This window comes from Ancylobacter dichloromethanicus (genome assembly GCF_018390645.1).
Taxonomy (GTDB): domain Bacteria; phylum Pseudomonadota; class Alphaproteobacteria; order Rhizobiales; family Xanthobacteraceae; genus Ancylobacter; species Ancylobacter dichloromethanicus.
Map to the genome: position 1 here is coordinate 807,501 of NZ_JAHBGC010000020.1, position 13,521 is coordinate 821,021.

The window sequence follows — 13,521 nt, forward strand, 5'->3', positions numbered from 1 at the left end:
TTGACGGCGCCCCGTGCGCTCCGTGCGTAACGCGATCCCGGATCGGCCTTCGGTCGTCCGGGATGACGGCCGGCGAAACAGGCTCAGCGCGCTGCGATGTCCCCGCGCGCCCAGCCTTCTTTCACCTCGGCCTTGAACGCCCCCAACCGCCGCTCGGCGATGGCGGTGCGGATGCCGGCCATCAGGTTCTGGTAATAGGCGAGGTTGACCCAGGTCAGCAGCATCGATCCCAGCATCTCGTCGCAGCGCACGAGGTGGTGGAGATAGGCGCGGGAATAATCGCGCGCCGCCGGGCAGTCGCTTTCCTCGTCGAGAGGGCGCGGGTCGTCGGCGTGGCGGGCGTTCTTGAGGTTGATCCGGCCAAAGCGGGTGAAGGCCTGGGCGTGGCGGCCGGCGCGCGTGGGCATGACGCAGTCAAACATGTCGACGCCGCGCGCCACGCTCTCGATCATGTCGTCCGGCGTGCCGACGCCCATGAGGTAGCGCGGCCTGTCCACGGGGAGGATCGGCGTCACCACATCCAGCATCGCCAGCATCACGTCCTGCGGCTCGCCGACCGCGAGGCCGCCGATGGAGTATCCGGGAAAGTCGATGTCGACCAGGCCGCGGGCGGATTCCATGCGCAGTTCCGGGTCGTCGCCCCCCTGCACGATGCCGAACAGCGCCCGGCCCTTCGGCTGCGCCTCGAACGCCTTCTTCGAGCGTTCGGCCCAGCGCAGCGACAGGCGCAGCGCGCGGGCGATATCGTCCTTTGACGCCGGCAGCCGCACGCACTCGTCGAGCTGCATCTGGATATCGGCGCCGAGCAGGCCCTGGATCTCCACCGAGCGCTCGGGCGTCAGCTCATGATAGGCGCCATCGATATGCGAGCGGAAGGTCACGCCCTTCTCGCTCATCTTGCGCAGGCCGGCGAGCGACATGACCTGGAAGCCGCCGGAATCGGTGAGGATCGGGTGCGGCCAGCGCATCAGCTCGTGCAGCCCGCCGAGCCGTGCCACCCGCTCGGCACCGGGACGCAGCATCAGGTGATAGGTGTTGCCGAGCAGGATATCGGCGCCGAGGTCGCGCACCTGTTCGGGATACATGCCCTTCACCGTGCCGGCGGTGCCGACCGGCATGAAGGCCGGTGTGCGCACGATGCCGCGCGGGGTGACGACCTCGCCGAGGCGTGCCGCGCCGTCGGTGGTATGCAGGTTGTAGTGAAAATGGGTCAGTTCGCGAGTGTCGGGATTATTCATGGCCGGGCTTGTGGCAGCAAAAGGCAGGCATCGCCATAGGAATAGAAGCGGTATCCGCTCGCGATCGCGTGGGCATAGGCACGCTTCTGGCTCTCGTGACCGATAAAGGCGGCCACCAGCATCACCAGCGTCGAGCGCGGCAGGTGGAAATTGGTCAGCATGCCGTCGATGAAGCGGAAGTGGCTGCCCGGCGTGATGAAGATGTCGGTCTCGCCGCGCCACGCGCCGAGCCGCCCCTCGTCCACCGCCGCGCTCTCGATCAGCCGCGTCGCCGTGGTGCCGACGGTGACGATCCTGCCGCCGCGCGCCTTCACCGCGTTCAGCGCCGCGGCGGTCTCCGGCGAGACCTCGCCCCACTCGGCATGCATCCGATGGTCGCTGGTGTCGTCCGCCTTGACCGGCAGAAAGGTGCCGGCGCCGACATGCAGCGTGACGCGATGGGTCTCGATCCCGCGCGCCGCCAGACGTTCGATCAGCGAGGGGGTGAAATGCAGGCCAGCGGTGGGGGCCGCGACGGACCCCTCATGCGCCGCGAACATGGTCTGGTAGTCGGCGCGGTCCTGCGTGTCGTCGGCACGTTTTGCGGCGATATAGGGCGGTAGCGGGATATGGCCGATGGCGGCGATGGCGGCGTCGAGCGCCGGGCCGGTTTCCTCGAACCGCAATGTCACCTCGCCGCCCTCGCCCTTGGCCGCGACGCGAGCTGCGAGCGTGGCCCTGCCGTCGGTGGCGGTGAATTCGATCATGTCGCCGGGCGCCAACCGCTTGCCGGGCCGCGCCAGCGCCAGCCAACTCTCCGGCCCGAGCCGCTTGTGCAGCATGGCCTCGACCCGAACCCCTTCGCCCTGCGAGGAGTCGCGACGCCGGATGCCGTCGAGCCGGGCGGGGAAGACGCGGGTGTCGTTGACCACCAGCGCGTCGCCCGGCGCCAGCACGTCGGGCAGGTCGCGCACCTGCGCGTCGGTGAGTTCCGGCACGGCACCGGGACGCACCACCAGCATTCGCGCCGCGTCGCGCGGCGACACGGGCCGCAGCGCGATGCGCTCGGGCGGTAGATCGAAATCGAACAGGTCGACGCGCATGCGATTGAAAGCCTGGAAGACGGTGCAGGCCCGACGGTCGATGGCCGGTCGGGGCATGGCTGGATATAGCGATCCCGGCGCGCGCGTTTGCGCGGCCGGGATGACGCCGACTCTCAAGGTGAAGGCGATCAGGCGGAAACGGTCGCCTTGACGATCTTGTCCGGGTTCTGCACCGGCTCGCCGCGCTTGATCTTGTCGACATTCTCCATGCCTTCGATCACCTCACCCCAGACGGTGTACTGGCCGTCGAGGAAGCCGGCATCGGCGAAGCAGATGAAGAACTGGCTGTCGCCCGAATCCGGGCTCTGGGCGCGGGCCATGGAGACCGTGCCGCGCACATGGCGGCCCTTGTTGAATTCGGCCTTCAGGTTCTTGCCCGAGCCGCCGCGGCCGGTGCCGGTGGGATCGCCGGTCTGGGCCATGAAGCCGTCGATGACGCGGTGGAACACCACGCCGTCATAAAAGCCCTGCTTGGCCAGTTCGCTGATGCGCGCCACATGGCCCGGGGCGAGGTCGGGACGGAAGCGGATGGTGACCGGCCCCTGCGTCGTTTCGAGCAGCAGCGTGGTTTCGGTGGTGTCGGTCATTCTACTCTCCTTGCAAAAGATACAGGCGGTGCGGCGTCACTTGACGTCCGCGCGGCGTCACTTGACGTCCGCAGCCACCTTCATCGAGACGATCTTGTCCGGGTTCTTCACCGGCTCGCCGCGCTTGATCTTGTCGACATTCTCCATGCCGGAGACGACCTCGCCGATGACGGTGTACTGGCCATTGAGGAACGAGGCGTCGCCGAAAGTGATGAAGAACTGCGAATTGGCGCTGTTCGGGGCGGAAGCGCGGGCCATGCCAACCGTGCCGCGCTTGAACGGTACGTTGGAGAACTCCGCCGGCAGGTTGGGGTAGCGCGAGCCGCCGGTGCCGTTGCCGTACTGGCCATCGCCGGTCTGCGCCATGAAGCCCTCGATGACGCGGTGGAACGGCACATTGTCGTAATAGCCCTCGCGCGCCAGCGTCTTGATGCGCTCGGCGTGCTGGGGGGCGAGATCCGCGCGCAGCACGAAGATCACCGGCCCTTTGGTGGTCTGCATGATGATGGCGTTCTGCGGGTCGACATTCGGGGGCAATTTGGGCGCCTGCGCCGACACTGGCGCGGCGGCCAGCACGGCCAGCGCGCAGGCGACGGAGAAGGCGGCGAGAAGGCGTCGGATCATGGGCATGAACTCCGTTGAGCGATGGCGGGCGCCGCCCGCCGCTAGGCCCCGCGCCCGAACCGGCCGGTGAGGCGGGCCAGCACCGGGCTGGGCACGAAGGCGGACACATCGCCGCCCATGGCAGCGATCTGCCGGACCAGAGTGGCGGTGATGGGGCGGGCAATGGGCGAGGCCGGCAGAAACACCGTCTGCACGCCGGGCTTCAGCGTCGCGTTCATCCCCGCCATCTGCATTTCATAGTCGAGATCGGTGCCGTCGCGCAGCCCGCGGATCAGCAGGCTGGCGCCATGTTGCTGCGCGGCGTCGACCACCAGATTGTCGAAGGTGACGCATGCGAGCGCCGCGCCTTCTTCCTGCGCGATCGGCTCGAACACCTCGCGCAGCATCTCCAGCCGCTCGGCCGGGGCAAAGAGCGGCGACTTGCCGGGATGGATGCCGACGCCCACCACGAGCCGGTCGACCAGCCTGGCGGCGGCGCGGGCGACCTCGACATGGCCGTTGGTCGGCGGGTCGAACGAGCCGGGATAGAAGGCGGTGCGCATGGCGCTCATCATTGGCCTCTCGGTGCGCGGCAAGCGTTAGCGGCCCGTTGCGCGTGATGCAAGCGTGCCACGTCAGGGCGGCCCGAGGCTCGCGTCGAGGAAACGCCCCACCTCCTCTGCCGTGCGCCCATGCAGCGTGGCGCGATCCGCCGCCGGCGTGCCGTCCCGGCAGACCATGCCGTCGCCGGGTGTGTCCGCTTCCAGAAGCGCGGCGGCGCCTGATTTGCACAGGGGCAGGAAGCTGAAATGGGCGGCGCCGTCGAGCGCGAGATAGGTAACGCCGCTGGCCGGCAGATGTTCAACAAGATAGCCGGATTCGAGCTTGGCGGGGATCCGGTCGTCGCCCTCCCCCGCCGAGATCACCAGCACCGGTATCCTGATCGCCGCGAGGGTGTCTGGCGTGAAGCCCCGCGCCATGCCGAGATCGAGCGCGACCGCCGCGCCGATGCGCGGATCGCGCAGGTCGCCGGCGAGCCTGGCACGGGCATTGGGCGTCTGGCCGGCGCCGAGTTCGTGATAGGCCTCGCACGCGCCGAGCGTCGTGTTGACCGCGCAATCGGCCTCGAGCCGCGCCGGGTCGGTCCGGGCACCGGCCATGGCCAGCGCGGTCCAGCCGCCGAGGGAATGGCCTATGATGCCTACCTTGTCGGCGTCCACGCCCAGCGCGGGATCGCGGGTCACGTGGTCGATGAGCCGGGAGAGATCGTGCGGACGCTCCCACAGCTGCGCGCCGATCTCCGGATTGCGGTTGCGGCTGGTCGTGCCCGGATGGTTCACCGCCGCGACCACATAGCCACGCTGAACCAGCGCGGCGGCGAGCCAGCCTTGGTTGCCGACATGCCCACCATAGCCGTGGGAGAGCACCACCAGGCGATGGCGGCCTGCCGCCGGCAGGGCGTCGACCATTACCGGCACGCCGACGAAGGCGGCATTGTCGCCCATGAGCGTCGCCGGACCGGGCGCGGCAGCCGGGTACCAGACCGTAGCCTCAAGCATCCGGCCGGGCTGGTCGGCGAGCCGCATCCGGCGAAAACCGACGTCGGTGGTAGCCGCCGAAGCCGCATCGGCGGCGAAGAGAAGCGCGAACGCGACAAGCAGCGCCCCGACCATCGGCCGGACAGACGGGCGCATCATAAGCGGCGGCTCCCTTCGAAATCCGGCGTCGCGGCGTATGACGCCGGCCGGTCATCACCCGGCGGTCACGGCTCGCCCATCACCGGACGGCCGCGAGTCGCGCTCTCAGCCCGCCGCCTCCTCGCCCCCGTCTTCGCTAGCGAGGCCCTCGGCTCCCAGAGCCCCCTCATCCTCGTCCTCGCTGACGCGCTCGACCGAAACGACCTTCTCGTCCTCGGCGGTGTCGAACACGATCACGCCCTGGCTGCCACGCCCGACGGTGCGGATGCCGTTGACCGGGCAGCGGATGAGCTGGCCGCCATCGGTGACGAGCATGATCTGGTCGGCTTCCTCCACCGGGAAGGAGGCGACCAGCGGCCCGTTGCGATGGTTGACTGCCATGGCGACGATGCCTTTGCCGCCGCGCCGCGTGGTGCGGTACTCGTAGGACGAGGTGCGCTTGCCGTAGCCGTTTTCCGACAGGGTGAGGATGAACTGCTCCGCCGCGCCCATGGCGACATAGCGCGCCTGGTCGATCTCGGCGGGGGCGGCGGCAGCCTCCCCGGCCTCGCTCTCGGCGATCTCCGCCTCGACGATCTCCACCTCGGCGAGGTCGGCTTCCTCACCATTGGACTCGACGCCATTCTGGCTGCGGCGGATGGCGTTGGCGAGCTTGATATAGGCCGCGCGCTCCTCGGCCGTCGCCGTCACATGGCGGATAATGGCCATCGAAATGAGGCGGTCGCCCTCTTCCAGCTGGATGCCGCGCACACCCATCGAATCGCGGCCCTTGAAGACACGCACCTCGGTGGTGGGGAAGCGGATGCACTGGCCCCTGGCGCTGGTGAGCAGCACGTCATCGGCCTCTGTGCACAACTGGACGCCGGCGATGGACTCGCCCGCCTCCAGCTTCATGGCGATCTTGCCGTTCCGGTTCACATTGGTGAAGTCGGACAGTTCGTTGCGCCGCACCGTGCCGGAATTGGTGGCGAACATGATCTGTAGCCGGCTCCACGCCCCTTCGTCCGGAAGCGCCATGATCGAGGTGATCCGCTCGCCCTCGGTCAGCGGCAGGATGTTGACCAGTGCCTTGCCGCGCGACTGCGGGGCGGCGACGGGCAGGCGCCACACCTTGAGCTTGTAGACTTGGCCCTTGGAGGAGAAGAACAGCACCGGCGCATGGGTGGATGCGACGAAAAGCCGGGTAACGAAGTCCTCGTCCTTGGTCTGCATCGCCGAGCGGCCCTTGCCGCCGCGCCGCTGCGCCCGGTAGGTAGAGAGCGGCACGCGCTTTACATAGCCGGCATGGGAAACGGTGACCACCATGTCCTCGCGGGCGATCAGGTCCTCATCCTCGAAGTCGCCCTCGGCCTCGGCGATCTCGGTCTTGCGCGGGGTGCCGAACTCCGCCTTCACCGCCAGCAACTCGTCCTTGACGATGGTGCGGATGCGCTCGCGGCTGGCGAGAATGTCGAGATACTCGCGGATCTCGACGGCGATCTTGTCGAGTTCGTCCGCCACCTCGTCGCGGCCGAGCGCGGTGAGGCGCTGCAGCCGCAGATCGAGAATGGCGCGCGCCTGCTCGGCGGAGAGACGGTAGGTACCGTCCTCAGCGAGGCGGTGGCGCGGGTCGTCGATCAGCGCGATCAGCGGCGCGACATCCATTGCCGGCCAATGGCGGGTCATCAGCGCCTCACGCGCGGTCGCGGGGTCGGGCGAGGTGCGGATGGTGTGGATGATCTCGTCGATATTGGCGACGGCGATGGCAAGCCCGACCAGCACATGGGCGCGATCGCGCGCCTTGCGCAGCAGGAATTTGGTGCGCCGGCTAACGACATCCTCGCGGAAGGCGACGAAGGCGGTCAGCAGGTCAAGAAGGTTCATCAGCGCCGGCTTGCCGCCATTCAGCGCCACCATATTGGCGCCGAACGAGGTCTGCAGCGAGGTCATGCGGTAGAGATTGTTCAGCACGACGTCGGCCTGGGCGTCGCGCTTGATCTCGAACACCACGCGCATGCCTTCGCGGGACGATTCGTCGCGAATCTCGGCAATGCCCTCGAGCCGCTTCTCCCGCACCAGCTCAGCGATGCGCTCGATCATCGTCGCCTTGTTCACCTGGTAGGGAATCTCGGTGACGATGATGGCGTCGCGGTCCTTGCGGATCTCCTCGATGGTGGCGCGCGAGCGCATGACGATGGAGCCGCGGCCGGTGAGATAGGCCTGCCTTATGCCGCTGCGCCCGAGGATCAGCGCCCCGGTCGGAAAGTCCGGGCCGTGGATATGGTCGAGCAGCCGCTCGACATCGAGCGCGGGGTCGTCGATCAGCGCGACGCAGGCGTCCACCACCTCGCCGAGATTGTGCGGCGGAATGTTGGTGGCCATGCCGACCGCGATGCCCCCGGCGCCGTTGACCAGCAGGTTGGGGAAGCGGGCCGGAAGAACCGTCGGCTCCTGCTCGCGGCCGTCGTAATTGTCCTGGAAGTCGACCGTGTCCTTGTCGAGGTCGTCCAGCAGGTTCATCGCCGGCTTGGCGAGGCGGACCTCGGTGTAGCGTTCGGCCGCCGGCGGATCGCCGTCGACGGAGCCGAAATTGCCCTGGCCGTCGATCAGCGGCAGGCGCATGGAGAATTCCTGCGCCAGCCGCACCAGCGCGTCATAGATCGCCTGGTTGCCGTGCGGATGGTACTTGCCCATCGTATCGCCGGTGACGCGGGCGGATTTGTTGTAGGGCCGCTCGGGCGTGTAGTTGTTCTCGCGCATCGAGAACAGGATGCGGCGGTGCACCGGCTTGAGGCCGTCGCGCACATCGGGAAGGGCGCGCGAGACGATCACGCTCATCGCGTAATCGAGATAGCTGCGCGACAGCTCCTCGGTGATCGAGACGGGCCGGATATCCGAAGGGCCGCCGCCCTCCGGGTTCAATGTATCGGAATCGGACAAGGAATCGTCTTTCCGTGGTTGCGGAACGTATGGTCCTGTGTAGCCGATTCCACCCCGCAACACCAGCAAGGCGGCATTTTCGACGGCACGAAAAGAATAAACATTTCAGAGCCTTACAGCCGCATTTCCGCAGCGGTGGCGGATCGTGGCGGAAGCGTGGCGGCGGGGCCCTCCCGCGCGGGCCGCAACGGCCCTTGGCATGCCCGGCGGCACGCGATCTACTGGAGCGGGCCGTCTTTGCGCGGCGTGTGCCGGCCGCGCCGAAACAGCGGCCGCCGGCGGCGACGGCGGGGGCGCGACATGCTGGACTACATGTTCTCGGCAGTCGTCACCATGGTGGTGGTGATCGACCCCATCGGCCTCGCGCCGCTGTTCCTGGCAGTGACCTCCGACCTCACCGGCGCCGAGCGGCGCCTGGTGGCGCTGCGCTCGGCTGCCATCGCGCTCGCCATACTGGTCGCGTTCGGCCTCGTCGGCGCCCCGCTGCTGGCGGCGCTGGGCATCACCCTGCCCGCCTTCCGCATCGCCGGCGGGCTGCTGCTGTTCGCCATCTCGTTCGAAATGGTGTTCGGCCGCCGCACCGAGCGCAGATTCGACCCGTCCGAGGTGGCTCAGCGCGAGAAACTGCTGCGCACGCTCGCCGTCTTCCCGCTCGCCATCCCGCTAATGGCGGGGCCGGGCGCGATCACCGCCATTCTGCTGCTCGCCGGCGAGGCGCATGGCGACCCGACGCAGCTGGTGCTGCTGTTCGCCATCACCGCGCTGGTGATCGCCGGCTGCCTCGCCGTCTTCCTCGCCGCCGAACGCATGGACAGGCTCCTCGGCGTCACCGGCAACGTCATTCTCTCGCGCCTGCTCGGCATCGTGCTGACGGCGCTGGCGGTGCAGTTCGTGATCGACGGGATCAGGGCCTCGTTCCTGACCTGAGCCCGAGCGAGACCTCGTTCAGCCGCCGAACAGCACCTGATTCATGATGCGGCCGGGCCAGAAGGTGAACAGCCCGGCGGCGATGAGGCCCCAGTAGAACAGGCCGGTCATGCCCGCCGCGTGACCGGCTACGTCGCCGCGGTGCGCCCGCAGCAGCGCCAGCGGCAAGGTCACGACCACCAACAGGGAGAGCAGGTGGATGGGGCCGAACGGCCCGATCCAGCGCATCCCGCTGATCCAGAACGAGGACACTGCCACGGTCGCCATCAGCCCTGACCATAGCCAGCCGAAGCTGCGATGAGGCAGCGTGCCCTTGGGCGCGACGAACTGCACCGTCCCGAGGCCCAGCGCGGCGATGGCGCTGAAGGCGTGCAGCCGGATGGCCGGCGAAGCGTCGAGCAATGGGGCAAGATCCATCCGGCTCTCCCCCCGTACCGCCGCTCAGAACGGGATTTCGTCGTCGAGATCGCCGCCGCCCGCGCCACCACCGAACTTGCCGCCGCCGGCCGCGCCGCCGCTGACCGGGGCCGGCTTGCGCTCGCCACCGAAGGAACGTCCGCCGCCCGAGCCGCCGCCATAGCCCCCGCCGGAACCGAAGTCGCTGCCGCCGCCGGCGCTGTAGTCATCGCCGCCACCTTCGGAGCCGCCGCCCCCGCCACGGCTGTCCAGAATGGTCAGTTCGCCGCGGAACGGGCGCAGCACCACCTCGGTGAAGTAGCGTTCGCCGCCGGACTGGTCGGTCGCCTTGCGGGTCTCGATCTGGCCCTCGATATAGACCTTCGAGCCCTTGCGCAGATATTGCTCGGCCACACGCAGCAGGTTCTCGTTGAAGATCACCACGCTGTGCCACTCGGTGCGCTCCTTGCGCTCGCCGGAGGCCTTGTCGCGCCATGTCTCGGAGGTGGCGATGCGCAGATTGCACACCCGCCCGCCATTCTGGAACGTGCGCACTTCCGGATCGCGACCGAGATTACCGATCAGGATCACCTTGTTGACGCTGCCCGCCATCTTGTCCTCCGAAACTGTCGGACGCCCGCCGTGGCGCGCGCTCTTAAATTAGGGGACGCATACTAGACCAGCCGGCCCCGGATGGCGCCCCGCAACATCCCGGGGAGAGACGCTTGTCCACCACTTTGCGGCAGCGCATCTCGTCGGATGGCGCACCAGGACAAACGCTCCTGTTGTTCTTGTTATGTTCCTAGCATTAAGGCTAAGCTGCCGCAAGTCGTCGAGTCGCACATTGCGAAGTGCCGGAGCCGGACTATGTTTACCCTGTGTTCTAAAAGGGAGCCTGTCCCATCATGACCCAGTTGCGCAACCGTCCCCGCGCCCGCGCCATCGCCATCCGCGCCGAGGAGGCCCGCCAGGACCTGATCCGTCGGGCCATTCTCGCCGTAGCCGGCGGGTTGGTCGTGGCGGCCGGGCTTGCGGCGGTGCTGAACGGCGCCGGGGGCTGACCCCCTCGCCGGGCGGGCCCTCCGCGGGGCTGCGCCGCCCCGAAAATGCAGATATGGCGTAGCTGCCCGTAAGAAACCGGCGAGAAGAGTGCGCAATGAAGGACCGCGTGGATATCCCGCGCCGCGACGCCCGTACGATTGCGATCCGCGGCGCGCGCGAGCACAACCTCAAGAATGTCGATCTCGAAATTCCGCGCGACAGCCTGGTGGTGTTCACCGGCCTTTCCGGCTCGGGTAAATCGTCGCTCGCCTTCGACACCATCTATGCCGAGGGCCAGCGGCGCTATGTCGAGAGTCTCTCGGCCTATGCGCGCCAGTTCCTCGAGATGATGCAGAAGCCGGATGTCGACCAGATCGACGGCCTCTCCCCGGCCATCTCCATCGAGCAGAAGACCACCTCGAAGAATCCGCGCTCGACGGTCGGCACCGTCACCGAGATCTACGACTATATGCGTCTTCTGTGGGCGCGGGTGGGCGTGCCCTATTCGCCGGCCACCGGCTTGCCGATCGAGAGCCAGACCGTCAGCCAGATGGTCGACCGGGTGCTGGCGCTGCCCGACAAGACCCGCCTCTATCTGCTCGCCCCCGTCGTGCGCGGGCGCAAGGGCGAATACCGCAAGGAACTGGCCGAGTTCCAGAAGAAGGGCTTCCAGCGGGTCAAGGTCGACGGCGAATTCCACGAGATCGCCGAGGCGCCGGCGCTCGACAAGAAGTTCAAGCACGACATCGACGTGGTGGTCGACCGCCTCGTGGTGCGGCCGGACATCGCCAGCCGGCTGGCGGATTCGTTCGAGACCGCGCTGGGCCTCGCCGACGGCATCGCGGTGATCGAGTTCGCCGACGAGAAGGAAGAGAGCGGCGAGCCGCGCCGCATCGTGTTCTCGGAAAAGTTCGCCTGCCCGGTCTCCGGCTTCACCATCGCCGAGATCGAGCCGCGGCTGTTCTCCTTCAACAACCCGTTCGGCGCCTGCCCGACCTGCGACGGCCTAGGCCATGAGAGCAAGATCGACCCCGACCTCATCGTGCCGGACAAGTCGCGCACGCTGAAGCAGGGCGCCATCGCGCCCTGGGCGAAATCGACCTCGCCCTATTACGGCCAGACGCTGGACGCCATCGCCCGCCATTACGGCGTCAAGCTCACCGTGCCATGGGCGGACCTGCCGGAGAAGGTGCGGAACGTCATCCTGCATGGCTCCAAGGCCGACACCATCCGCTTCGTCTATGATGACGGCGTCCGCGCCTATGAGACGGTGAAGACCTTCGAGGGCATCGTCACCAATCTGGAGCGGCGCTGGCGCGAGACCGAGAGCGACTGGGCGCGCGAGGAGATCGGCAAGTATTTCTCCGCCGTGCCCTGCGCCGCCTGCGACGGCTATCGGCTGAAGCCCGAGGCGCTGGCGGTGAAGATCGCCGGCCGTCACATCGGCCAGGCGGCGGAGCTGTCGGTTCGGCACGCGCTGGACTGGTTCGGCTCGCTGCCCGAGCAACTCACCGACAAGCAGAACGAGATCGCCGCGCGCATCCTCAAGGAGATCCGCGAGCGCCTCGCCTTCCTGCTCGATGTCGGGCTGGACTATCTGACGCTGGCGCGTGCCTCCGGCACATTGTCGGGCGGAGAGAGCCAGCGCATCCGCCTCGCCTCGCAGATCGGCTCCGGGCTGACCGGCGTGCTCTATGTACTGGACGAGCCCTCCATCGGCCTGCACCAGCGCGACAATGAGCGTCTGCTCGGCACGCTGCGCCGTCTGCGCGACCTCGGCAATACGGTGATCGTGGTGGAGCATGACGAGGACGCCATCCTCGCCGCCGATTATGTGGTAGATGTCGGCCCCGGCGCCGGCGTGCATGGCGGGCGCATCGTGGCGCAGGGCACGCCGCCGGAGATCCTCACCAATCCGAACTCGCTCACCGGCAAATACCTGACCGGGGAGATGGCCGTGCCGGTGCCCCGTCGCCGCAAGCCGGACCGCAAGCGGCTGCTGCGGGTGGTCAATGCGCGGGCCAACAATTTGAAGAACGTCACCGCGGAGATTCCGCTCGGCCTGTTCACCGCCGTCACCGGCGTTTCGGGGGGCGGCAAGTCGACGCTGCTGGTCGACACGCTGTACCGCGCCGTGGCGCGCCGGCTCAACGGTGCCTCGGAGCCGCCGCTGGCGCATGACGGGCTGGAGGGGCTGGAACATCTCGACAAGGTGATCGACATCGACCAGTCGCCGATCGGGCGCACCCCGCGCTCCAACCCGGCCACCTATACTGGCGCCTTCACGCCGATCCGCGAATGGTTTTCCGGCCTGCCGGAGGCCAAGGCGCGCGGCTACGGGCCGGGCCGCTTCTCGTTCAACGTCAAGGGCGGGCGCTGCGAGGCGTGCCAGGGCGACGGCGTCATCAAGATCGAGATGCACTTTTTGCCGGACGTCTACGTCACCTGCGATGTCTGCAAGGGCAAGCGCTACAACAGAGAGACGCTGGAGGTCACCTTCAAGAACAAGTCCATCGCCGACGTGCTCGACATGACGGTCGACGAGGGCGCCGAGTTCTTCAAGGCGGTGCCGGCGGTGCGCGACAAGCTGGAGACGCTGGCGCGCGTCGGGCTCGGCTACATCCATGTCGGCCAGCAGGCCAACACGCTGTCCGGCGGCGAGGCGCAGCGGGTCAAGCTCTCCAAGGAGCTGTCCAAGCGTGCCACCGGGCGCACGCTCTACATCCTCGACGAGCCGACCACCGGCCTGCATTTCCACGACGTGGCGAAGCTGCTGGAGGTGCTGCACGAGCTGGTCGAGCAGGGCAACACGGTGGTGGTGATCGAGCACAATCTCGAAGTCATCAAGACCGCCGACTGGGTCATCGACCTCGGCCCGGAGGGCGGTGATGGCGGCGGCGAGATCGTCGCCGCCGGTCCGCCGGAGGTGATCGCCAAGAGCGGGCGCAGCCACACCGGGCGGTTCCTCGCCGATGTGCTGGCGCGCCGGCCGCTCAAGCCGCGCAGCGCGGCAGAATAGGCGGGCGGCGGA

Annotated in this window: 12 protein-coding genes; 3 read left to right on the forward strand and 9 right to left on the reverse strand. The window is 68.0% G+C overall.

Annotation, left to right across the window (positions count from 1 at the left end):
* Nucleotides 1–83: 83 nt before the first annotated feature.
* From tgt to gyrA, 7 genes are all read right to left on the reverse strand, one after another.
* Entirely contained in the window at nucleotides 84–1,238 is a 1,155-nt protein-coding gene (gene tgt, locus KHC23_RS12535) for a tRNA guanosine(34) transglycosylase Tgt (RefSeq protein WP_213372948.1), read from the reverse strand.
* Complete coding sequence (queA, locus tag KHC23_RS12540) at nucleotides 1,235–2,320, reverse strand: tRNA preQ1(34) S-adenosylmethionine ribosyltransferase-isomerase QueA (RefSeq protein ID WP_213373240.1); 1,086 nt, start codon at nucleotides 2,318–2,320, stop codon at nucleotides 1,235–1,237. The genes tgt and queA overlap by 4 nt, the downstream gene beginning before the upstream one ends.
* Before the next feature lie 128 nt (nucleotides 2,321–2,448).
* Nucleotides 2,449–2,907, reverse strand: a complete 459-nt coding sequence (locus KHC23_RS12545) for a peptidylprolyl isomerase (RefSeq protein WP_213372950.1) — start codon at nucleotides 2,905–2,907, stop codon at nucleotides 2,449–2,451.
* A gap of 57 nt (nucleotides 2,908–2,964) precedes the next feature.
* The gene (locus KHC23_RS12550) at nucleotides 2,965–3,531 is read right to left on the reverse strand and encodes a peptidylprolyl isomerase (RefSeq protein WP_373878504.1); all 567 of its coding nucleotides are present in this window, start codon (nucleotides 3,529–3,531) and stop codon (nucleotides 2,965–2,967) included.
* 41 nt (nucleotides 3,532–3,572) lie between these two features.
* Nucleotides 3,573–4,073 carry a pantetheine-phosphate adenylyltransferase gene (gene coaD, locus KHC23_RS12555; RefSeq protein WP_213373241.1) on the reverse strand — a complete coding sequence of 167 codons (501 nt, stop codon included), beginning with the start codon at nucleotides 4,071–4,073 and terminating at the stop codon, nucleotides 3,573–3,575.
* A 72-nt stretch (nucleotides 4,074–4,145) separates the two neighbouring features.
* Nucleotides 4,146–5,207, reverse strand: coding sequence for an alpha/beta hydrolase family protein (locus tag KHC23_RS12560; protein ID WP_213372954.1), 1,062 nt, complete (start codon nucleotides 5,205–5,207; stop codon nucleotides 4,146–4,148).
* A gap of 105 nt (nucleotides 5,208–5,312) precedes the next feature.
* On the reverse strand, nucleotides 5,313–8,126 hold the full coding sequence (gene gyrA, locus KHC23_RS12565; protein WP_213372956.1) for a DNA gyrase subunit A: 2,814 nt from the start codon (nucleotides 8,124–8,126) through the stop codon (nucleotides 5,313–5,315).
* A 300-nt stretch (nucleotides 8,127–8,426) separates the two neighbouring features.
* On the opposite strand from gyrA, the gene KHC23_RS12570 reads away from it, so the two are divergent.
* Nucleotides 8,427–9,053: a MarC family protein gene (locus KHC23_RS12570; protein WP_213372958.1), complete on the forward strand. Its 627-nt coding sequence runs from the start codon at nucleotides 8,427–8,429 to the stop codon at nucleotides 9,051–9,053.
* A gap of 18 nt (nucleotides 9,054–9,071) precedes the next feature.
* Here the strand turns inward: KHC23_RS12570 and KHC23_RS12575 are convergent, their stop codons facing one another.
* Both KHC23_RS12575 and ssb read right to left on the reverse strand, forming a co-directional pair.
* Nucleotides 9,072–9,470 (reverse strand): DUF2306 domain-containing protein, encoded by a 399-nt coding sequence (locus KHC23_RS12575; RefSeq protein WP_213372960.1) that lies wholly within the window; start codon nucleotides 9,468–9,470, stop codon nucleotides 9,072–9,074.
* Between the two features lie 24 nt (nucleotides 9,471–9,494).
* Nucleotides 9,495–10,061: a single-stranded DNA-binding protein gene (gene ssb, locus KHC23_RS12580; protein ID WP_213372962.1), complete on the reverse strand. Its 567-nt coding sequence runs from the start codon at nucleotides 10,059–10,061 to the stop codon at nucleotides 9,495–9,497.
* 293 nt (nucleotides 10,062–10,354) lie between these two features.
* On the opposite strand from ssb, the gene KHC23_RS12585 reads away from it, so the two are divergent.
* Both KHC23_RS12585 and uvrA read left to right on the forward strand, forming a co-directional pair.
* Nucleotides 10,355–10,510: a hypothetical protein gene (locus KHC23_RS12585; protein WP_213372963.1), complete on the forward strand. Its 156-nt coding sequence runs from the start codon at nucleotides 10,355–10,357 to the stop codon at nucleotides 10,508–10,510.
* A 95-nt stretch (nucleotides 10,511–10,605) separates the two neighbouring features.
* Entirely contained in the window at nucleotides 10,606–13,509 is a 2,904-nt protein-coding gene (uvrA, locus tag KHC23_RS12590; RefSeq protein ID WP_213372964.1) for an excinuclease ABC subunit UvrA, read from the forward strand.
* Nucleotides 13,510–13,521: the final 12 nt, after the last annotated feature.

Bases quoted from the DNA above. Each gene is read 5' to 3' on its own strand.
- tgt (WP_213372948.1), bottom strand. From the start codon at position 1,238: ATGAATAATCCCGACACTCGCGAACTGACCCATTTTCACTACAACCTG.
- queA (WP_213373240.1), bottom strand. From the start codon at position 2,320: ATGCGCGTCGACCTGTTCGATTTCGATCTACCGCCCGAGCGCATCGCG.
- KHC23_RS12545 (WP_213372950.1), bottom strand. From the start codon at position 2,907: ATGACCGACACCACCGAAACCACGCTGCTGCTCGAAACGACGCAGGGG.
- KHC23_RS12550 (WP_373878504.1), bottom strand. From the start codon at position 3,531: ATGATCCGACGCCTTCTCGCCGCCTTCTCCGTCGCCTGCGCGCTGGCC.
- coaD (WP_213373241.1), bottom strand. From the start codon at position 4,073: ATGCGCACCGCCTTCTATCCCGGCTCGTTCGACCCGCCGACCAACGGC.
- KHC23_RS12560 (WP_213372954.1), bottom strand. From the start codon at position 5,207: ATGATGCGCCCGTCTGTCCGGCCGATGGTCGGGGCGCTGCTTGTCGCG.
- KHC23_RS12570 (WP_213372958.1), top strand. From the start codon at position 8,427: ATGCTGGACTACATGTTCTCGGCAGTCGTCACCATGGTGGTGGTGATC.
- KHC23_RS12575 (WP_213372960.1), bottom strand. From the start codon at position 9,470: ATGGATCTTGCCCCATTGCTCGACGCTTCGCCGGCCATCCGGCTGCAC.
- ssb (WP_213372962.1), bottom strand. From the start codon at position 10,061: ATGGCGGGCAGCGTCAACAAGGTGATCCTGATCGGTAATCTCGGTCGC.
- KHC23_RS12585 (WP_213372963.1), top strand. From the start codon at position 10,355: ATGACCCAGTTGCGCAACCGTCCCCGCGCCCGCGCCATCGCCATCCGC.
- uvrA (WP_213372964.1), top strand. From the start codon at position 10,606: ATGAAGGACCGCGTGGATATCCCGCGCCGCGACGCCCGTACGATTGCG.